The 16,191-nt window shown below is 66.7% G+C and carries 29 protein-coding genes and 1 pseudogene; 1 reads left to right on the top strand and 29 read right to left on the bottom strand.

Translation table 11 applies throughout. The annotated features are described in order from the left end of the window. Positions 1-84: 84 nt before the first annotated feature. Positions 85-348 (top strand): hypothetical protein, encoded by a 264-nt coding sequence (locus G472_RS0119520; protein WP_029009726.1) that lies wholly within the window; start codon positions 85-87, stop codon positions 346-348. Between the two features lie 24 nt (positions 349-372). On the opposite strand, the gene G472_RS0119515 is transcribed toward G472_RS0119520, so the two are convergent. From G472_RS0119515 to G472_RS34350, 29 genes and pseudogenes are all read right to left on the bottom strand, one after another. Beyond that, the gene (locus G472_RS0119515; RefSeq protein ID WP_029009725.1) at positions 373-951 is read right to left on the bottom strand and encodes a YqaA family protein; all 579 of its coding nucleotides are present in this window, start codon (positions 949-951) and stop codon (positions 373-375) included. Between the two features lie 121 nt (positions 952-1,072). Then, positions 1,073-1,495, bottom strand: a complete 423-nt coding sequence (rplQ, locus tag G472_RS0119510) for a 50S ribosomal protein L17 (protein ID WP_029009724.1) — start codon at positions 1,493-1,495, stop codon at positions 1,073-1,075. A gap of 148 nt (positions 1,496-1,643) precedes the next feature. Further along, entirely contained in the window at positions 1,644-2,660 is a 1,017-nt protein-coding gene (locus tag G472_RS0119505; RefSeq protein ID WP_029009723.1) for a DNA-directed RNA polymerase subunit alpha, read from the bottom strand. A 130-nt stretch (positions 2,661-2,790) separates the two neighbouring features. Then, on the bottom strand, positions 2,791-3,189 hold the full coding sequence (rpsK, locus tag G472_RS0119500; RefSeq protein WP_029009722.1) for a 30S ribosomal protein S11: 399 nt from the start codon (positions 3,187-3,189) through the stop codon (positions 2,791-2,793). Between the two features lie 18 nt (positions 3,190-3,207). Further along, a complete protein-coding gene (rpsM, locus tag G472_RS0119495; protein ID WP_029009721.1) occupies positions 3,208-3,576 on the bottom strand; it encodes a 30S ribosomal protein S13 in 369 nt (122 codons plus the stop codon). A 202-nt stretch (positions 3,577-3,778) separates the two neighbouring features. Continuing rightward, the gene (locus G472_RS0119490) at positions 3,779-4,423 is read right to left on the bottom strand and encodes an adenylate kinase (RefSeq protein ID WP_029009720.1); all 645 of its coding nucleotides are present in this window, start codon (positions 4,421-4,423) and stop codon (positions 3,779-3,781) included. Continuing rightward, entirely contained in the window at positions 4,420-5,760 is a 1,341-nt protein-coding gene (gene secY, locus G472_RS0119485; RefSeq protein ID WP_029009719.1) for a preprotein translocase subunit SecY, read from the bottom strand. The genes G472_RS0119490 and secY overlap by 4 nt, the downstream gene beginning before the upstream one ends. A gap of 131 nt (positions 5,761-5,891) precedes the next feature. Further along, positions 5,892-6,377, bottom strand: a complete 486-nt coding sequence (rplO, locus tag G472_RS0119480) for a 50S ribosomal protein L15 (RefSeq protein WP_029009718.1) — start codon at positions 6,375-6,377, stop codon at positions 5,892-5,894. A 3-nt stretch (positions 6,378-6,380) separates the two neighbouring features. Continuing rightward, the gene (gene rpmD / locus G472_RS0119475) at positions 6,381-6,572 is read right to left on the bottom strand and encodes a 50S ribosomal protein L30 (protein WP_029009717.1); all 192 of its coding nucleotides are present in this window, start codon (positions 6,570-6,572) and stop codon (positions 6,381-6,383) included. 16 nt (positions 6,573-6,588) lie between these two features. Further along, entirely contained in the window at positions 6,589-7,170 is a 582-nt protein-coding gene (rpsE, locus tag G472_RS0119470; RefSeq protein ID WP_035693132.1) for a 30S ribosomal protein S5, read from the bottom strand. 12 nt (positions 7,171-7,182) lie between these two features. Further along, complete coding sequence (gene rplR, locus G472_RS0119465; RefSeq protein ID WP_029009715.1) at positions 7,183-7,542, bottom strand: 50S ribosomal protein L18; 360 nt, start codon at positions 7,540-7,542, stop codon at positions 7,183-7,185. Positions 7,543-7,549: 7 nt separating this feature from the next. Then, a complete protein-coding gene (gene rplF, locus G472_RS0119460) occupies positions 7,550-8,083 on the bottom strand; it encodes a 50S ribosomal protein L6 (protein ID WP_029009714.1) in 534 nt (177 codons plus the stop codon). Positions 8,084-8,093: 10 nt separating this feature from the next. Beyond that, positions 8,094-8,492, bottom strand: coding sequence for a 30S ribosomal protein S8 (rpsH, locus tag G472_RS0119455; RefSeq protein WP_029009713.1), 399 nt, complete (start codon positions 8,490-8,492; stop codon positions 8,094-8,096). A 13-nt stretch (positions 8,493-8,505) separates the two neighbouring features. Then, complete coding sequence (gene rpsN, locus G472_RS0119450) at positions 8,506-8,811, bottom strand: 30S ribosomal protein S14 (protein WP_029009712.1); 306 nt, start codon at positions 8,809-8,811, stop codon at positions 8,506-8,508. A gap of 16 nt (positions 8,812-8,827) precedes the next feature. After that, positions 8,828-9,370 (bottom strand): 50S ribosomal protein L5, encoded by a 543-nt coding sequence (gene rplE, locus G472_RS0119445; RefSeq protein WP_029009711.1) that lies wholly within the window; start codon positions 9,368-9,370, stop codon positions 8,828-8,830. A gap of 10 nt (positions 9,371-9,380) precedes the next feature. After that, positions 9,381-9,698 carry a 50S ribosomal protein L24 gene (gene rplX / locus G472_RS0119440; RefSeq protein WP_029009710.1) on the bottom strand — a complete coding sequence of 106 codons (318 nt, stop codon included), beginning with the start codon at positions 9,696-9,698 and terminating at the stop codon, positions 9,381-9,383. Continuing rightward, entirely contained in the window at positions 9,698-10,066 is a 369-nt protein-coding gene (gene rplN, locus G472_RS0119435) for a 50S ribosomal protein L14 (protein ID WP_029009709.1), read from the bottom strand. The genes rplX and rplN overlap by 1 nt, the downstream gene beginning before the upstream one ends. A gap of 19 nt (positions 10,067-10,085) precedes the next feature. Continuing rightward, on the bottom strand, positions 10,086-10,340 hold the full coding sequence (rpsQ, locus tag G472_RS0119430; RefSeq protein ID WP_029009708.1) for a 30S ribosomal protein S17: 255 nt from the start codon (positions 10,338-10,340) through the stop codon (positions 10,086-10,088). 14 nt (positions 10,341-10,354) lie between these two features. Next, a complete protein-coding gene (gene rpmC, locus G472_RS0119425; protein ID WP_029009707.1) occupies positions 10,355-10,561 on the bottom strand; it encodes a 50S ribosomal protein L29 in 207 nt (68 codons plus the stop codon). Further along, complete coding sequence (gene rplP, locus G472_RS0119420; protein ID WP_029009706.1) at positions 10,558-10,983, bottom strand: 50S ribosomal protein L16; 426 nt, start codon at positions 10,981-10,983, stop codon at positions 10,558-10,560. The genes rpmC and rplP overlap by 4 nt, the downstream gene beginning before the upstream one ends. Before the next feature lie 170 nt (positions 10,984-11,153). Then, positions 11,154-11,816 (bottom strand): annotated as a pseudogene (gene rpsC / locus G472_RS0119415) (30S ribosomal protein S3); the annotation flags it as partial. Between the two features lies 1 nt (position 11,817). After that, positions 11,818-12,210, bottom strand: a complete 393-nt coding sequence (gene rplV / locus G472_RS0119410) for a 50S ribosomal protein L22 (protein ID WP_029009704.1) — start codon at positions 12,208-12,210, stop codon at positions 11,818-11,820. Between the two features lie 3 nt (positions 12,211-12,213). Continuing rightward, a complete protein-coding gene (gene rpsS, locus G472_RS0119405) occupies positions 12,214-12,492 on the bottom strand; it encodes a 30S ribosomal protein S19 (RefSeq protein ID WP_012973209.1) in 279 nt (92 codons plus the stop codon). Positions 12,493-12,504: 12 nt separating this feature from the next. Next, positions 12,505-13,329 carry a 50S ribosomal protein L2 gene (gene rplB, locus G472_RS0119400; RefSeq protein WP_029009703.1) on the bottom strand — a complete coding sequence of 275 codons (825 nt, stop codon included), beginning with the start codon at positions 13,327-13,329 and terminating at the stop codon, positions 12,505-12,507. Between the two features lie 16 nt (positions 13,330-13,345). Next, positions 13,346-13,663, bottom strand: coding sequence for a 50S ribosomal protein L23 (locus tag G472_RS0119395; RefSeq protein WP_029009702.1), 318 nt, complete (start codon positions 13,661-13,663; stop codon positions 13,346-13,348). Then, positions 13,660-14,280, bottom strand: coding sequence for a 50S ribosomal protein L4 (rplD, locus tag G472_RS0119390; RefSeq protein WP_029009701.1), 621 nt, complete (start codon positions 14,278-14,280; stop codon positions 13,660-13,662). The genes G472_RS0119395 and rplD overlap by 4 nt, the downstream gene beginning before the upstream one ends. Positions 14,281-14,285: 5 nt before the next feature. Further along, positions 14,286-15,026 (bottom strand): 50S ribosomal protein L3, encoded by a 741-nt coding sequence (rplC, locus tag G472_RS0119385; protein WP_029009700.1) that lies wholly within the window; start codon positions 15,024-15,026, stop codon positions 14,286-14,288. A 61-nt stretch (positions 15,027-15,087) separates the two neighbouring features. Then, positions 15,088-15,396 (bottom strand): 30S ribosomal protein S10, encoded by a 309-nt coding sequence (gene rpsJ / locus G472_RS0119380; RefSeq protein WP_029009699.1) that lies wholly within the window; start codon positions 15,394-15,396, stop codon positions 15,088-15,090. Between the two features lie 431 nt (positions 15,397-15,827). Beyond that, the coding region (locus G472_RS34350) for an EF-Tu C-terminal domain-related protein (RefSeq protein ID WP_035693127.1) at positions 15,828-16,191 on the bottom strand (364 nt) is incomplete at its 5' end.

The following is a 16,191-nucleotide window of genomic DNA, read 5'->3' as shown; positions in this document are numbered from 1 at the left end:
CTATGCGCGGAGCGTCACTCCCCCTGCAGTCCGCGCCCGGCGCCCCACTATGCCGGGAACCCCAAGGGAAAGGGAACGCCGCAAATGAGCCCTCCGCCGAACGACCGACCGCAGCGACGGCGCAGCACCATCGTCCTGTTCCTGGCATTCCTGATCGGGGGGCTGGCCCTGCTGGTCTTCCGCATGGCGGGCGCACCGGGCGTCGCGGGATGGGAGATGATCCTGCCGGTGCTGGGCGGCGTTCTCATCGCCGGCGCCATCGCCCTGATCGTCGTGCGCGAGCGCCGCGAGCGCCGGCATATGAGCGAGCGGGAACGCAACCGGCAGGACCACGGCGTGCCGCGCTGAGCGGCCGCCGGGGGCCCGCCGGCGTCACACCAGCTTGAAGCTGAGCAGGCCGCCCACCACGATCACCAGCACCACCGTGGTCACCAGCATCAGCCGCTTCTCGATCAGCTCCTGCACCTGCGGCCCGTAGAAGTGCAGCAGGATGGCGATCAGGTAATAGCGGGAAAAGCGCGCCACCACGGAGCACAGCGCGAAGATCACCAGATCCATCTGCGAGATGCCGGCCATGATGGCCAGCAGCTTGTAGGGAATCGGCGTGATCCCCTTCAGGATCAGGAACCAGGGGCCCAACTCGTTGAACGATTCGCTGAAGGAATGGTAGGACGACCACAGGTCGTAGAGATCGAAAATCCAGCGCCCGACGCTCTCGAACAGATAGAGGCCGATGGCATAGCCCACGAAGCCGCCGACCAGCGACGCCAGGGCGCAGATGTTGGTGTACCACCACAGCTTCTTCGGCTCGGCCAGGCACATGGGCACGAGCATGATGTCGGGCGGCAGCGGGAAGAAGGAGCTTTCGGCGAAGGAAACCCCGGCCATCCACCACACGGCATCCTTGCGGCCGGCGGCGCGCAGGATCCAATTGTACAGCGGTCTGAGCATGCGCGCCGGCGTGATGCCGTCCCCCTCAACACGAGACCTCCCCGCCGGCCCGGGGCCGGCGGGGAGGATGCGGCGCGGAGACTACCGCGCGGTCCTTAGAATGGACAGAGGATTCAGCCGATCAGGCGTCAGCCTCGGTCTCCTCGGCCACGCGGACCGGACCGGAGTCCTGACCCTTGGCCTCGGGATCGCGGTCGACCAGCTCGATCACCGCCATCGCCGCGGCATCGCCGTAGCGGAAGCCGGCCTTGATCACGCGGCAATAGCCACCCTGGCGCTCCTTGTAGCGGTCGGCCAGCGTGGTGAACAGCTTCGCCACCATCGCGTCGTCGCGCAGCTGCGCGAACGCCAGACGGCGGTTGGCCAGCCCGCCCTTCTTGCCCAGCGTGATGAGGCGATCGATGATCGGCCGCATCTCCTTGGCCTTGGGCAGGGTCGTCTTGATCTGCTCGTGCTTGATCAGGGCGTTCGCCATGTTGGAGAACATGGCCTTGCGGTGGCTGGTGGTCTTGCTGAGCTTGCGTCCGGACATTCCGTGGCGCATGTCGTGTCCTCCTCACATGGCTTGGCCCCCCTCGGGGAGCCGGTGGTGAACCGCATCCGCCCGGATCAACCCGGAACGGTGCGGGCGGGCCGCCGTGGCCCAAAGAAGACGGCCCCATCCACCCGCGGGAGGACGGGGCCGGCCGTGATCAGTACGGCTCTTCCAGACGCTTGGCCAGTTCCTCGATGTTCTCGGGCGGCCAGTTCGGGATCTCCATGCCAAGATGGAGGCCCATCTGGGCGAGCACTTCCTTGATCTCGTTCAGCGACTTGCGGCCGAAGTTCGGGGTCCGGAGCATCTCCGCCTCGGTCTTCTGCACCAGGTCGCCGATGTAGACGATGTTGTCGTTCTTCAGGCAGTTGGCCGACCGGACCGACAGCTCCAGCTCGTCCACCTTGCGCAGGAGGTTCTTGTTGAACGGAACCTCCTCGTGCTTCTCCTCGTGGACGGCCGTGGTCGGCTCCTCGAAGTTGATGAAGAGCTGGAGCTGGTCCTGCAGGATGCGGGCGGCCAGCGCCACCGCGTCGTCCGGCTTCACCGCGCCGTTGGTCTCCACCACCATGGTCAGCCGGTCATAGTCGGTAACCTGGCCAACGCGGGCGTTGTCGACCTTGTACGACACCTTGCGCACCGGCGAGAACAGCGCGTCCACCGGGATCAGGCCGATGGGGGCGTCCTCGGGCCGGTTCTGGCTGGCCGGGACGTAGCCCTTGCCGGTCTCGACCGTCAGTTCCATGTTCAGCCGCGCGCCGGCGTCCAGCGTGCAGATCACCAGGTCCGGATCCATGACGGCGATGTCGGCGCCGGTCTCGATCATGCCGGCACGCACCTCGCCCGGCCCTTCGGCGCGCAGGCGCATGCGCTTCGGCCCGTCGCCGCCCATGCGCAAGCCCATGGACTTGATGTTCAGGACGATGTCCGTCACGTCCTCGCGGACGCCGGGGATCGACGAGAACTCATGGAGCACGCCGTCGATGTGGATCGCCGTGACCGCCGCGCCCTGGAGCGACGACAGCAGCACGCGGCGCAGCGCGTTGCCGAGCGTCAGGCCGAAACCGCGCTCCAGCGGCTCCGCCGTGATGGTCGCAACGCGGTCGGCGTCGTCGCCGAGCTGGACGTCCAGCTTGTTCGGCTTGATCAGCTCTTGCCAGTTCTTCTGAAGCACGGAGGGACCTCATGCCATCGGGTCGAAACGAACCCGCGGGCGCCCGCCCGTTCCAATGCCGACGCGGCCGCGATGGCGGGCGGCCGCGTACCCCGGAACGGAAGGCCCCGCAGGACCGGACAGGGTGGGATCAGACGCGCCGCTTCTTGGGCGGGCGGACACCGTTGTGCGGGATCGGCGTGACGTCGCGGATCGAGGTGATGGTGAAGCCGATCGACTGCAGCGCGCGCAGAGCCGACTCGCGCCCCGAACCCGGGCCCTTCACCTCGACCTCGAGGGTCTTCATGCCGTGCTCCTGCGCCTTGCGGCCGGCGTCTTCGGCGGCGACCTGCGCGGCGTAGGGGGTCGACTTGCGCGAGCCCTTGAAGCCCATCGTGCCCGACGACGACCAGGAGATCGTGTTCCCCTGCGCGTCGGTGATGGTGATCATGGTGTTGTTGAAGGACGCGTTGACGTGAGCGACACCGGCGGTGATGTTCTTGCGCTCACGACGGCGCAGGCGCTGCGAGGCAGCGGACGGCTTTGCCATTGAAGGTAGTCCTCTGTGTTACTTCTTCTTGCCGGCGATCGGCTTCGCGGGGCCCTTGCGGGTGCGCGCGTTGGTGTGGGTGCGCTGACCGTGGACCGGCAGGCCCTTGCGGTGCCGCAGGCCGCGGTAGCAGCCCAGGTCCATCAGCCGCTTGATGTTCATCGCGACTTCGCGACGCAGGTCGCCTTCGACCCGGTAGTCGCTGTCGATGGTCTCGCGGATGCGGAGCACCTCGTCGTCGGTGAGCTGGTTCACCCGGCGCTCGGCCGGAATGCTCAGCTTGCTGCAGATCTCCCGGGCCTTGGCCGGGCCGATGCCATGGATGTAGGTCAACCCGATTTCCACGCGCTTCGCCGCGGGGATGTTGACGCCAGCAATACGCGCCACGCCTGCTCTCCTCGATTCTCTGAACCGGCCCGAAGGGCCTTCATCACACACATTGTCCGCTGTGCATCGTTCGATGCACGAGCGCCCGACTCAGACGCGCTGAATCGGGACGCAAAAGTCCATTCGGTCCCTTCGGGGGCCCGAGGGCGCGCAGTATAGATCAACGCGCCCCCCTGTCAACCCGATGCGACGCTTCGCGGGATCAGCCAATGATCGCCTCGATCTGCCGCGACACCTCGTCGATCTCGGCCATGCCATCCACCGTCTTCAGCACGCCGCGATCCCGGTAATAGGGCAGGATCGGCGCGGTCTGCGCGTGGTACTGCTCCAGCCGCGTCTTCACCGTCTCGGCGTTGTCGTCGGCGCGCCGCTTGAACTCCGTCGAGCCGCAGGCGTCGCAAACCCCCGCCACCTTCGGCGTCTCGAAGACGTCGTGGTAGCCCTTGCCGCACTTCGCACAGGTGTAGCGGCCGGTGATGCGTTCCACCAGCGCCGCATCATCCACCTTCATCTCGATCACGTGGTCGAGCTTCAGGCCCTTCTGCGCCAGCATGGTGTCGAGCGCCTCCGCCTGGGCTACCGTGCGCGGGAACCCGTCGAGGATGAAGCCGTTCTTGACGTCGGGCTTCTCGATGCGTTCACCGATCATGCTGACCATCAGATCGTCCGGCATCAGCTTGCCGGCGTCCATGATCTCCTTGGCCTGCTGGCCCAGCGGGCCCCCTTCCTTCACCATGGCGCGCAGCATGTCGCCGGTGGAGAGTTGGACGAGACCGCGCGCATCCTCGAGACGGCGCGCCTGGGTCCCCTTCCCGGCGCCCGGTGGACCGAGCAGGATCAGATTCATTTTTTCCCCCGAAGCTTCGCTTTCTTGATGAGCCCCTCATACTGGTGTGCCAGCAGATGGGAGTGGATCTGCGCGACCGTGTCCATCGTGACGGTGACCACGATCAGCAGACTGGTGCCGCCGAAATAGAACGGAACCGCGCTCTCCGCAATCAGAAACTCCGGCAGCAGGCAGACCACCACCAGGTACGCCGAGCCGACCACGGTGAGGCGGGTCAGCACGAAATCCAGATAGTCGGCGGTGTTCTTGCCGGGGCGGGTGCCGGGGATGAACCCGCCGTATTTGCGCAGATTCTCCGCCGTGTCCCCGGGATTGAAGACGATGGCGGTGTAGAAGAAGCAGAAGAACACGATCAGCGCGGCGTACAGCCCCATGTACAGCACGGTGCCGTGCGCCAGGTAGCGCGACATCGCCTGCAGCCACTCCGGCCCCTCGCCGCCGGCAAAGCCGACCGCGGTCAGCGGCAGCAGCAGCAGGGACGACGCGAAGATCGGCGGAATCACGCCCGACGTGTTCAGCTTCAGGGGCAGGTGCGTCGATTCGCCACCGAACATCCGGTTGCCGACCTGCCTCTTCGGATATTGCACCAGGATGCGCCGCTGCGCGCGCTCCATGAAGACGATGAAGAACACCACGCCCACCGCCATCAGCAGCAGGAAGATGATGAAGATCGTGGAGATCGCACCGGTGCGGCCCAGCTCCAGCGTGCCCACCAGGGCGCTCGGCAGCTCGGCAACGATGCCGGCGAAGATGATCAGGGAGATGCCGTTGCCGATGCCGCGGGCGGTGATCTGCTCGCCCAGCCACATCAGGAACAGCGTGCCGCCGACCAGGGTGATGACCGTGGTCACACGGAAGAAGAAGCCGGGATCGGCCACCGCCGAGCCCGTGGTGCTGCTCATCGCCTCCATGCCCACCGCCAGGCCGTAGGCCTGGACCGTCGCCAGCAGCACCGTGCCGTAGCGGGTGTACTGGTTCAGCTTCTTGCGCCCCGACTCGCCTTCCTTCTTCAGCGCCTCCAGCGTCGGGGACACCGCCGTCAGAAGCTGCACGATGATCGACGCCGAGATGTACGGCATGATGTTGAGCGCAAAGATGGTCATGCGGCTCAGCGCACCGCCGGCCAGCATGTCGAACATCCCCATGATGCCGCCGCCCTGCTGGCGGAAGATGTCCTGCAGGATCTGGGGATCGATGCCGGGAAGCGGGATGTAGGTGCCGAGCCGGTAGATGATCAGCGCACCCAGCGTGAACCAGATGCGCTTCTTCAGCTCGGTCGCTTTGGCGAACGCGCCGAAGTTGATGTTGGCGGCAAGCTGCTCAGCCGCTGATGCCATGGCTACTCGTCCCCCGGTAAACCTTCGTGGGTCCCAACGTGCGAGCGGGGCGGTCCTGCTCGGCAGGCCGCCCTCGCGTCAACGCACTTCCATACGGCACCGCTGACGCCCGCGCAAGGCGGGCGTCCCGGTCACTCGGCGGATTCGACGGCGGGCTGCGTGAGGGTCACGCTGCCGCCGGCCTTCTCCACCGCCGCGATCGCCGACTTGGACGCGCCGGCGACCGTGAAGGACGCCCGGCTCGTCAGTTCGCCGCGGCCCAGCAGGCGCACGCCGTCCTTGCCGGCCTTGCCCACCAGCCCGGCGGCCTGCAGCGCCGCCAGGTCGATGGCCTGAGCGGCATCCAGCTTGCCGGCATCGATCGCCTTCTGGACCAGGCCCAGATTGACGACCGAGTACTCCTTGGCGAAGATGTTGGTGAAACCCCGCTTCGGCAGACGCCGGTGCAGGGGCATCTGGCCACCTTCGAACCCGTTGATGGCGACGCCGGTGCGCGAGGTCTGACCCTTCACGCCGCGGCCGCCGGTCTTGCCCTTGCCCGAGCCGATGCCGCGGCCGACCCGCATGCGGGACTTCCGGGCGCCCGGGTTGTCGCGAAGCTCGTTCAGCTTGGTCATGGATCAGCCCTCGTTCTCGACGCGAACCAGGTGCTGCACCTTGGCGATCATGCCGCGCACGGCCGGAGTGTCCTCCAGCTCGCGCGTGCGGTGCAGCTTGTTGAGGCCCAGGCCGACCAAAGTCGCCCGCTGATCGGACCGACGGCCGATCGGGCTGTGGATCTGGGTGACGACGACGGTCTTCTTGCCGCCCATCTCTTCCTGGGCCATCTCACGCCTCCTTCACCTCGGCCCCACCGGTCTCCCGGCGGCCGAGAATGTCGCTGACCCGACGGCCACGACGGGCGGCCACCGCGCGCGGGCTGACCACCTTGGTCAGGGCGTCGAAGGTCGCCTTGATCATGTTGTGCGGGTTCGACGTGCCGATGGACTTGGTCACCACGTCAGCGACGCCCAGCGCCTCGAAGATGGCGCGCATCGGACCGCCGGCGATGATGCCCGAACCCGCGGGGGCCGAGCGCAGCAGCACGCGGCCGGCACCGAAGTGACCGGCAACGTCGTGGTGCAGCGTGCGGCCTTCGCGCAGCGGCACCCGGATCATGCCGCGCTTGGCCTGATCGGTCGCCTTGCGGATGGCCTCCGGCACCTCGCGGGCCTTGCCCGAACCGTAGCCGACCCGGCCCTTGCCGTCGCCGACGACGACCAGGGCGGCGAAGCCGAAGCGCCGGCCGCCCTTGACCACCTTGGCCACACGGTTGATGCCGACCAGCTTTTCGACCAGCTCGCTCTCTTCCCGGTCGCGCTCGCGCGGCTGCCGTTCGCGGTTACCCCGCTCGCCTCGTTCACGTGCCATGTCAGGGTCTCCTTAGAACGAAAGCCCGCCCTCGCGGGCAGCCTCGGCCAGGGCCTTGACCCGACCATGGTAGAGATAGCCGCCGCGGTCGAAGACGACCTCGGTGACGCCCGCCGCCTTCGCACGCTCGGCGATCAGGGCGCCGATGCGCTTGGCCGCCTCGACGTTCCCGCCGTGCTTGAGCTGCTCGCGCAGCTCCTTCTCCAGCGAGGAGGCGGCCAGGGTGCGGCCGCCGGCGTCGTCGATGATCTGGGCGTAGATGTGCAGGTTCGTGCGATGGACCGACAGACGAGCCCGCCCGCCGGCCTTCTTCGCGATCTGAGCGCGCACGCGCTGCTTGCGGCGCTCTTGAAGTGTGTTGGGCTTCAGCATGGCGGGCCTACTTCTTCTTGCCTTCCTTGCGAAGGATGGTCTCGGTCTCGTACTTGATGCCCTTGCCCTTGTAGGGCTCCGGCTTGCGGTACTCGCGGATTTCCGCGGCGACCTGGCCCACCTTCTGCTTGTCGAAGCCGCTCACCGAAATGGCGGTCGGCTTGTCGCATTTGATCGTGATGCCCTCGGGGATCGGGTACTTCACGTCGTGCGAGTAGCCGAGCTGCATGACCAGCTCCTTGCCCTGCACGGCCGCGCGGTAGCCGACGCCGTTGATCTCGAGGTTCACGGTGTAGCCCTGCGACACGCCGATGACCATGTTGTTCACGAGCGTGCGGGCGGTGGCCCACATGGTGCGCGCGCGCTTGGACTCGTTGCGCGGGGTGACGACGACCTTGCCGTCCTCCAGCTTCGCCAGGACTTCGTCGATCAGGGTCGTGCTGAGCGAACCCAGCTTGCCCTTCGCGGTGACGTTCTGCCCCTGGACCTGGACATCGACGCCGGCGGGGACCGGAACGGGATGTTTGCCGATTCGCGACATGGCCGCCTCCTTAGAACACGCGGCAGAGGACTTCGCCGCCGACGTTGGCAGCGCGGGCCTCGTTGTCCGACATGACACCGCGCGGCGTCGACAGGATCGCGATACCCAGGCCGTTGTAGACCTTGGGGAGATCGGCGATCTTCGAGTACACGCGGCGACCGGGCTTCGACACGCGGGCGATCTGCTTAATGACAGGCTCGCCTTCGTGATACTTCAGCTCGATCTTCAGGTTGGCGACGCCGGGGCGAACCTGCTCCTGGCTGTAGCCACGGATGTATCCCTCGCGCTTCAGCACCTCCAGCACGTTGCTGCGGAGCTTGGAAGCCGGGCTATCCACGGAGGACATGCGAGCGCGCTGTCCGTTGCGGATGCGGGTCAGCATATCGCCGAGGGGATCGCTCAGAGCCATCGTGCGGTCCTCCTTACCAGCTCGACTTCACCATGCCGGGGATCTGGCCGGTGGAGGCCAGATCCCGCAGCGCGATGCGGGACAACTTGAACTTGCGATAGAAGGCGCGGGGGCGACCGGACATCTCGCACCGGTTGCGGACGCGGACCTTCGACGAATTGCGCGGCAGTTCGGCGAGCTTGAGGCGGGCAGCGAACTGCTCCTCCGGCGACACCGACGGGTCCTTGGCGATGGCCTTCAGGCGAGCACGCCGATCGGCGTACTGCTTGACCATCTTCATGCGGCGCTTGTTCTTCTCAACGGCGCTGGTCTTCGCCATGGTACGTGCTCCCGGATCAGCTCACGAACGGCATGTCGAAGGCCTTGAGAAGCGCCTTGGCTTCCTTGTCGGTCTTCGCCGTGGTGACGATGATGATGTCCATCCCGCGGATCTGGTCGATCTTGTCGTAGTCGATCTCGGGGAAGATGATCTGCTCCTTGACGCCCATGGCATAGTTGCCACGGCCGTCGAAGGAGTTGCCCGGCACGCCGCGGAAGTCGCGGACGCGCGGCAGGGCGATGGTGATCAGACGGTCCAGGAACTCGTACATGCGGTCGCGACGCAGCGTGACCTTGCAGCCGACCGCCATGTTCTCACGCAGCTTGAACTGCGCGATGGACTTGCGGGCCTTGGTGACCACCGGCTTCTGACCGGTGATCGCCTGCAGCTCGCCGACGGCCATCTGGATCTTCTTGGAGTCGGCAACAGCCTCGCCGACGCCCATGTTGATCACGACCTTCTCGATCCGCGGCACTTCGAGGTCGTTCTTGTAGCCGAACTCGCTCTTCATAGCGGCGCGGATCTTGCTGTCGTAGATGTCTTTCAGTCGTGCAACCATGGCCCGGCCCTCACAGGTCGATGATCTCGCCGGACCGCTTGGCGACACGCACCTTGCGGCCATCCTCAAGGATCTTGAACCCGACACGGGTCGGCTTCTGATCCTTCGGATCGATATGGGCGACGTTGGAAGCGTCGATCGGCGCCTCGATCTCCACGATGCCACCCTCCGAACGGGCGCTCGGGCGGACGTGCTTCTTGACGATGTTCACGCCCTGCACGATCACCCGGTTCTCCTTCGGGAGCACCTTGACGACCTCGCCCGTCTTGCCTTTGTCGCGGCCGGTCAGGACGATGACCCGATCCTTGGTCTTGATCTTCGCGGCCATCACAGCACCTCCGGCGCCAGCGAGATGATCTTCATGAACTTCTTCGCGCGCAGCTCACGGGTGACCGGCCCGAAGATACGGGTGCCGATCGGCTCGTTCTGCTTGTTGATCAGCACGGCCGCATTGCGGTCGAAGCGGATCGCCGAACCGTCGTCGCGGCGCAGTTCCTTCGCGGTGCGGACGATCACCGCGCGGTGCACGTCGCCCTTCTTCACGCGGCCCTTCGGAATGGCTTCCTTGACCGAGACGACGATGATGTCGCCGACGGTCGCAACCTTCCGCTTGGACCCGCCAAGCACCTTGATGCACTGCACCCGGCGCGCCCCGCTGTTGTCGGCGACTTCCAGGTTGGTTTGCATCTGGATCATAGGATCACACCTTTCTCAATCAGGCGGCGCCGCCGGGGGCGGCGGACTCCGTCACCACCGCCCAGCGTTTCCGCTTGGAAATCGGACGGCACTCGATGATCTCGACCACATCCCCGACCTTGAACCGGTTGGTCTCGTCGTGGGCGGCGTACTTCTTCGACTGACGGATGAACTTCTTGTAGACGGGGTGCATCACGCGGCGCTCGACCAGAACGACAACGGTCTTGTCGCCCTTGTCGCTGACCACCGTGCCATGCATTACGCGGCGAGGCATGGGATCTGCCCTCCTTACTTCGCGGCCCCGGCGGCGCGGGTGCGCTCGCCGAGGATGGTCTTGATGCGGGCGATGTCGCGACGGACGGCGCCGACCCGCGCGGTGTTCTCCAACTGGCCCGACGCCCGCTGGAAGCGCAGGTTGAACTGTTCCTTCTTGAGCTGGAGGAGCTGATCGTTCAGCTCATCGACGCTCTTGGCCCGGATGTCTTCGGCCTTCATGCCGCCACCTCCTCGCCGAGGCGAGTCACGAACTTGGTCTTGATCGGCAGCTTCGCAGCCGCCAGTTCGAACGCGCGCTTCGCCAGGTCGTGCGGAACGCCGTCCAGCTCGAACAGGATGCGGCCGGGCTTCACGCGGGCCGCCCAGTACTCGGGCGTGCCCTTACCGGAGCCCATGCGCACCTCGGCGGGCTTGGTCGACACCGGCACGTCCGGAAACACGCGGATCCACACGCGGCCCTGGCGCTTGATGTGGCGCGTGATCGTGCGGCGGGCCGCCTCGATCTGGCGCGCGGTGATGCGCTCGGGCTCCAGCGCCTTCAGGCCGAAGGCGCCGAAGTTCAGCGCCGTGCCGCCCTTGGCGTTGCCGTGGATGCGGCCCTTGTGGGCCTTGCGGTACTTCGTACGCTTGGGAGAAAGCATCGCTCGTCCCCTTACTCGCTGGCGCTGCGATCGGAGCCGTCGCCCCGGTCGCCGCGGTGGTCGCCACGGTCGCCGCGATGGTCACCACGGCCGCCGCGGTCACGGCGGTCACGGCGCTCGCCATCGCGGTCGCGGCGGTCGCGGCGCGGTTCGCCGTCGGTCGCCACGGCCTCGCCGGCCATCCGCTTGTCCTGGGCCATGGGGTCGTGGGCCATGATCTCGCCCTTGAACACCCACACCTTGACACCACAGGTGCCATAGGTGGTCTTGGCCGTCGCGGTGCCGTAGTCGATGTCGGCGCGCAGCGTGTGCAGGGGCACGCGGCCCTCGCGGTACCACTCCAGGCGCGCGATCTCCGCCCCGCCCAGACGGCCGGAGCAGTTGATGCGGATGCCCTGGGCGCCCAGGCGCATGGCCGACTGCACGGCGCGCTTCATGGCGCGGCGGAAGGCGACGCGGCGCTCGAGCTGGCTGGCGATGTTCTCGGCGATGAGACGGGCGTCGATCTCCGGCTTGCGGATCTCGACGATGTTCAGGCTCACCTCCGAACCGGTCATCTTGGCCAGTTCGCTGCGCAGCTTCTCGATGTCGGCGCCCTTCTTGCCGATCACCACGCCGGGGCGGGCGGTGTGAACGGTGACGCGGGCCTTCTTGGCCGGACGCTCGATGACAACGCGCGAGCAGCCCGCCTGCTTCAGACGCTCCTGCAGGAAGTCGCGCAGCTTCAGGTCCTGGTGCAGCAGACCGGCGTAGTCGCGGCCGGCGAACCAGCGGCTGTCCCAGGTGCGGTTGATGCCGACGCGCAGCCCGATCGGATTGACTTTCTGACCCATGTTACTCGGCCCCCTCGGCGGCTTCGGCGCGCTCGCGCACGACGATCGTCAGGTTGGAGAACGGCTTCTCGATGCGCGCGCCGCGGCCGCGGGCACGGGCATGGAACCGCTTCATCACCAGGGCCCGGCCGACCGTCGCGGAGGCCACGTAGAGCCGGTCGACGTCGAGCTGGTGATTGTTCTCGGCGTTGGCGATCGCGGCCTGGAGGACCTTCTTCACGTCGCCGGCAACCCGGCGCTTGCAGAAGGTCAGCTCGGCCACGGCGTGCGCCGCGTCCATGTTGCGGATGAGCTGGGCGACGAGGTTCAGCTTGCGCGGGCTGGTGCGGATCATCCGCACCGACGCCTGCGCCTCGTTCTCAGCGGTACGGCTGGGATTGGCGGGCTTGCCCATGGCTTACTTCCTCTTCGCCTTCTTGTCCGCCGCGTGGCCGTAGAACGTGCGCGTCGGAGCAAACTCGCCGAACTTGTGACCGATCATGTGTTCGGTCACCAGAACCGGCAGGAACTTGTGCCCATTGTAGACGCCGAACGTGAGACCCACGAACTGCGGCAGGATGGTCGAACGCCGCGACCAGATCTTGATGATCTCGTTGCGGCCGCTGGCCCGCGACTTGTCGGCCTTCTTGAGAAGATAGCCGTCGACGAACGGGCCCTTCCAAACGGAGCGCGCCACGGTTCGACCTCCTTACTTCGAGCGACGGCGCAGGATGAGCGCGTCCGTCTTCTTGTTGTTCCGCGTCTTCTTGCCCTTGGTCGGCTTGCCCCACGGGGTCACCGGGTGACGGCCGCCCGAGGTGCGACCCTCGCCACCGCCGTGCGGGTGGTCGATCGGATTCATCACCACGCCGCGGACCGCCGGGCGCTTGCCCAGCCAACGGCTGCGACCGGCCTTGCCCAGGTTGATGTTGAGCTGGTCGGGGTTGGACACCGCACCGATGGTGGCCATGCACTCGCCGCGCACGACGCGCAGCTCGCCGGACGGCATCTTGAGCTGGGCGTAGCCGCTGTCGCGGCCGACGAGCTGCAGGTAGGTGCCGGCGGCGCGCGCGAGCTGACCGCCCTTGCCGGGCTTCAGCTCGACGTTGTGCACCACGGTGCCGACCGGGATGTTCTTCAGCGGCATGGCGTTGCCGGGCTTCACGTCGACCTTGTCGCCGGCGATCACCGCGTCGCCCACCTTCAGGCGCTGCGGAGCCAGGATGTAGGACAGCGTGCCGTCCTCATACTTGATCAGCGCGATGAAGCCGGTGCGGTTGGGGTCGTACTCCAGCCGCTCGACGGTGGCGGCCATGTCGAACTTGCGCCGCTTGAAGTCCACCAGGCGGTAGGTGCGCTTGTGGCCGCCACCCATCCGGCGCGCGGTGATGCGGCCGGTGTTGTTGCGGCCGCCCGACTTGCTGAGGCCCTCGGTGAGCGCCTTGACGGGCTTGCCCTTCCACAGCTCGGAGCGGTCAACGATCACCAGCTCGCGCAGCGAGGGTGTGATCGGTCGGTATTGCTTCAATGCCATCGGAACTCACTCCCGCTCAGATACCGGTGGTCACGTCGATCTTGTGACCCTCGGCGAGCGTCACGATCGCCTTCTTGAAGTCGGAGCGACGGCCCATGATGCCGCGGAAACGCTTCATCTTGCCCTTGGTGATCAGCGTGTTGACCGCCTTCACCTGGACATTGAAGAGTCCCTCGACCGCAGCCTTGATCTCCGGCTTCGTCGCATCGAGCGGGACACGGAACGTCACCTTGTTGTGCTCCGACCCCATCGTCGACTTCTCGGTGATAACGGGAGCGAGGATCAGGTCGTACATCCGCTCGCGGCTCACCGCAGGTTTCGACTGCTTGCTCATTTCAGACGAGCCTCCAGTTGCTCGACCGCGTTGCGGGTGAGAACCAGCGTATCGCGGCGCAGAATGTCGTAGACGTTGGCGCCCTGCTCCGGCAGCACGTCGATCAGCGGGATGTTGCGCGACGCCTTGACGAAGTTCGCGTCCAGGTTCGCCCCGTCGATGATCAGCGCCGACGCCAGCCCCAGGTTCGACAGGCGCGAGGCCAGCTCCTTGGTCTTGTGCGTCTCGGCCTTGGCATCGTCCAGAACGATCAGCTTGCCATCGGCGGCCTTGGCGGACAGAGCGGTCTTCAGCGCGAGCTTGCGGACCTTCTTCGTCAGGTCGTGGGCGTGCGAGCGCACCACCGGCCCGAAGATGGTCGCGCCGCCGCGGAACTGCGGCGACCGCGTGGAGCCCTGACGGGCGCGGCCGGTGCCCTTCTGCCGGTACGGCTTCTTGGTGGTGCCGCTGATCTCGCTGATGCCCTTGGTCTTATGGTTGCCGGCGCGCCGCTTGGCGAGCTGCCAGTTCACCATCCGGTGCAGCAGGTCGGTGCGCACCGCCAGGCCGAAGATCGCGTCGGAGAGTTCGATCTCCCCCACGTCCTCGTTGTTCAGATTCTTGATCGTCGCCTTCATGGGGATCACTCCTGCGAACCGGCCGGGGCCTCGGAGGCGGGAGCCTCGGAAGCGGGCGCCTCGGCGGCGGGCGCAGCCTTCACCGCGGCCGGGAACGGCAGGCCGTCCGGCTGCTTCTTCTTGACGGCATCGCGGATGCGCACCCAGCCGCCCTCGGCGCCGGGAACGGCGCCCTTGAGGAAGATCAGGCCGCGGTCCTCGTCGACCGACACCACCTTCAGGTTCTGAACGGTGACGCGCTCGTCGCCCAGATGACCGGCCATCTTCTTGTTCTTGAAGACCTTGCCGGGGTCCTGGCGGTTGCCGGTGGAGCCGTGCGAGCGGTGCGACACGGACACGCCGTGCGTGGCGCGCAGACCGCCGAAGTTCCAGCGCTTCATGGCGCCGGCGTAGCCCTTACCGATCGAGGTGCCGGTCACGTCGACGAACTGGCCGGGCACGAAGTGGGCGACCGACAGCTCGGCCCCGACCTCGATCAGCGCGTCGGCATCGACGCGGAACTCGGCAACCTTGCGCTTGGGCTCGACCTTCGCCTTGGCGAAGTGGCCGCGCATCGGCTTCGTGACGTTCTTCACCTTGATGGTGCCGGCGCCGAGCTGGACCGCGGTGTAGCCGTCCTTGTCCTCGGTGCGCACGGCGACGACCTGGCAGCCGTCGACCTTCAGCACAGTGACCGGCACGTGCTGGCCCTCGTCCGTGAAGACGCGGGTCATGCCGACCTTCTGCGCGATCAATCCGGATCGCATTCGCTTCTTCTCCTAACCAGGGACATCCGCGGAGCGGAGAGGTCCCTTACCCGTGAACTCGTCAGAGCTTGATCTCGACGTCGACGCCGGCGGCGAGGTCGAGCTTCATCAGCGCGTCGACCGTCTGCGGCGTGGGGTCGACGATGTCGAGGAGCCGCTTGTGGGTGCGGATCTCGAACTGCTCGCGCGACTTCTTGTCGATGTGCGGCGAGCGGTTGACCGTAAACTTCTCGATGTGCGTCGGCAGAGGGATCGGCCCCCGCACGCGCGCGCCCGTCCGCTTCGCGGTGTTGACGATCTCGCTGGTCGACTGGTCGAGCACGCGATGATCGAACGCCTTCAGACGGATCCGGATGTTCTGGCTTTCCATGTCCAAACGTCCCTTGCACCTTTTGACGGCGACGACCCGACGCCGCCGAATACCCGTGTCCCCACCGCAGACGCGACCGCCCTTCGCCGTTGCCGGCGGAGGTCGGCCGCAGAGGCGGGCAATCGCTCGATCCGGAACCGTGCGGACAGCCGATACGAAAAAAAGAACATCCACCCGCGGCGTGCCACGGTGCCGGATGTTCCCTACGGCCCGATGCGCGGCGGTGCCGCGCGAAGCCATTTCGTCTCGGGCTGCGTCTAGGCCGGTCTCGCCTACCACCAACCCTAAATCCAGAGGGCGTAACGTTTATGCGCAACGCCGGCCGCTGTCAACCCACATTTCACACAGCCGCGCCCGCGGCGGGCGCAGACGCGAAACGGGGCCGGCAAAGCCGGCCCCGCTGCACCCCTCCCCCTTGTGGGGAAGCCTTATCACTCGATGATCTTGGCAACCACGCCGGCGCCGACGGTGCGGCCGCCCTCGCGGATGGCGAAGCGCAGACCCTCGTCCATGGCGATGGGGGCGATCAGCTCCACGCGCACCGACACGTTGTCTCCGGGCATCACCATCTCCGTGCCTTCCGGCAGGACCACCTGGCCGGTCACGTCGGTGGTGCGGAAGTAGAACTGCGGACGGTAGTTGGTGAAGAACGGCGTGTGGCGGCCGCCCTCCTCCTTCGTCAGGATGTACGCCTCGGCCGTGAACTTGGTGTGCGGCGTGATGGTGCCCGGCTTCGCCAGAACCTGGCCGCGCTCCACGTCCTCGCGCTTGGTGCCGCGCAGCAGCGCCCCGATG

The sequence above is a fragment of the Azospirillum halopraeferens DSM 3675 genome (genome assembly GCF_000429625.1).
Lineage (GTDB): Bacteria > Pseudomonadota > Alphaproteobacteria > Azospirillales > Azospirillaceae > Azospirillum > Azospirillum halopraeferens.
Note: the sequence above shows the minus strand (reverse complement) of the source record. Positions and strands in the feature narration are given on the sequence as shown.

What these genes read in the sequence shown, in the direction of transcription:
- G472_RS0119520 (WP_029009726.1), top strand. Translation starts at nt 85, where the DNA reads ATGAGCCCTCCGCCGAACGACCGACCGCAGCGACGGCGCAGCACCATC.
- G472_RS0119515 (WP_029009725.1), bottom strand. Translation starts at nt 951, where the DNA reads ATGCTCAGACCGCTGTACAATTGGATCCTGCGCGCCGCCGGCCGCAAG.
- rplQ (WP_029009724.1), bottom strand. Translation starts at nt 1,495, where the DNA reads ATGCGCCACGGAATGTCCGGACGCAAGCTCAGCAAGACCACCAGCCAC.
- rpsK (WP_029009722.1), bottom strand. Translation starts at nt 3,189, where the DNA reads ATGGCAAAGCCGTCCGCTGCCTCGCAGCGCCTGCGCCGTCGTGAGCGC.
- G472_RS0119490 (WP_029009720.1), bottom strand. Translation starts at nt 4,423, where the DNA reads ATGAATCTGATCCTGCTCGGTCCACCGGGCGCCGGGAAGGGGACCCAG.
- secY (WP_029009719.1), bottom strand. Translation starts at nt 5,760, where the DNA reads ATGGCATCAGCGGCTGAGCAGCTTGCCGCCAACATCAACTTCGGCGCG.
- rplO (WP_029009718.1), bottom strand. Translation starts at nt 6,377, where the DNA reads ATGACCAAGCTGAACGAGCTTCGCGACAACCCGGGCGCCCGGAAGTCC.
- rpmD (WP_029009717.1), bottom strand. Translation starts at nt 6,572, where the DNA reads ATGGGCGGCAAGAAGACCGTCGTCGTCACCCAGATCCACAGCCCGATC.
- rpsE (WP_035693132.1), bottom strand. Translation starts at nt 7,170, where the DNA reads ATGGCACGTGAACGAGGCGAGCGGGGTAACCGCGAACGGCAGCCGCGC.
- rplR (WP_029009715.1), bottom strand. Translation starts at nt 7,542, where the DNA reads ATGCTGAAGCCCAACACACTTCAAGAGCGCCGCAAGCAGCGCGTGCGC.
- rplF (WP_029009714.1), bottom strand. Translation starts at nt 8,083, where the DNA reads ATGTCGCGAATCGGCAAACATCCCGTTCCGGTCCCCGCCGGCGTCGAT.
- rpsH (WP_029009713.1), bottom strand. Translation starts at nt 8,492, where the DNA reads ATGGCTCTGAGCGATCCCCTCGGCGATATGCTGACCCGCATCCGCAAC.
- rpsN (WP_029009712.1), bottom strand. Translation starts at nt 8,811, where the DNA reads ATGGCGAAGACCAGCGCCGTTGAGAAGAACAAGCGCCGCATGAAGATG.
- rplE (WP_029009711.1), bottom strand. Translation starts at nt 9,370, where the DNA reads ATGGTTGCACGACTGAAAGACATCTACGACAGCAAGATCCGCGCCGCT.
- rplX (WP_029009710.1), bottom strand. Translation starts at nt 9,698, where the DNA reads ATGGCCGCGAAGATCAAGACCAAGGATCGGGTCATCGTCCTGACCGGC.
- rplN (WP_029009709.1), bottom strand. Translation starts at nt 10,066, where the DNA reads ATGATCCAGATGCAAACCAACCTGGAAGTCGCCGACAACAGCGGGGCG.
- rpsQ (WP_029009708.1), bottom strand. Translation starts at nt 10,340, where the DNA reads ATGCCTCGCCGCGTAATGCATGGCACGGTGGTCAGCGACAAGGGCGAC.
- rpmC (WP_029009707.1), bottom strand. Translation starts at nt 10,561, where the DNA reads ATGAAGGCCGAAGACATCCGGGCCAAGAGCGTCGATGAGCTGAACGAT.
- rplP (WP_029009706.1), bottom strand. Translation starts at nt 10,983, where the DNA reads ATGCTTTCTCCCAAGCGTACGAAGTACCGCAAGGCCCACAAGGGCCGC.
- rplV (WP_029009704.1), bottom strand. Translation starts at nt 12,210, where the DNA reads ATGGGCAAGCCCGCCAATCCCAGCCGTACCGCTGAGAACGAGGCGCAG.
- rplB (WP_029009703.1), bottom strand. Translation starts at nt 13,329, where the DNA reads ATGGCATTGAAGCAATACCGACCGATCACACCCTCGCTGCGCGAGCTG.
- G472_RS0119395 (WP_029009702.1), bottom strand. Translation starts at nt 13,663, where the DNA reads ATGAGCAAGCAGTCGAAACCTGCGGTGAGCCGCGAGCGGATGTACGAC.
- rplD (WP_029009701.1), bottom strand. Translation starts at nt 14,280, where the DNA reads ATGAAGGCGACGATCAAGAATCTGAACAACGAGGACGTGGGGGAGATC.
- rplC (WP_029009700.1), bottom strand. Translation starts at nt 15,026, where the DNA reads ATGCGATCCGGATTGATCGCGCAGAAGGTCGGCATGACCCGCGTCTTC.
- rpsJ (WP_029009699.1), bottom strand. Translation starts at nt 15,396, where the DNA reads ATGGAAAGCCAGAACATCCGGATCCGTCTGAAGGCGTTCGATCATCGC.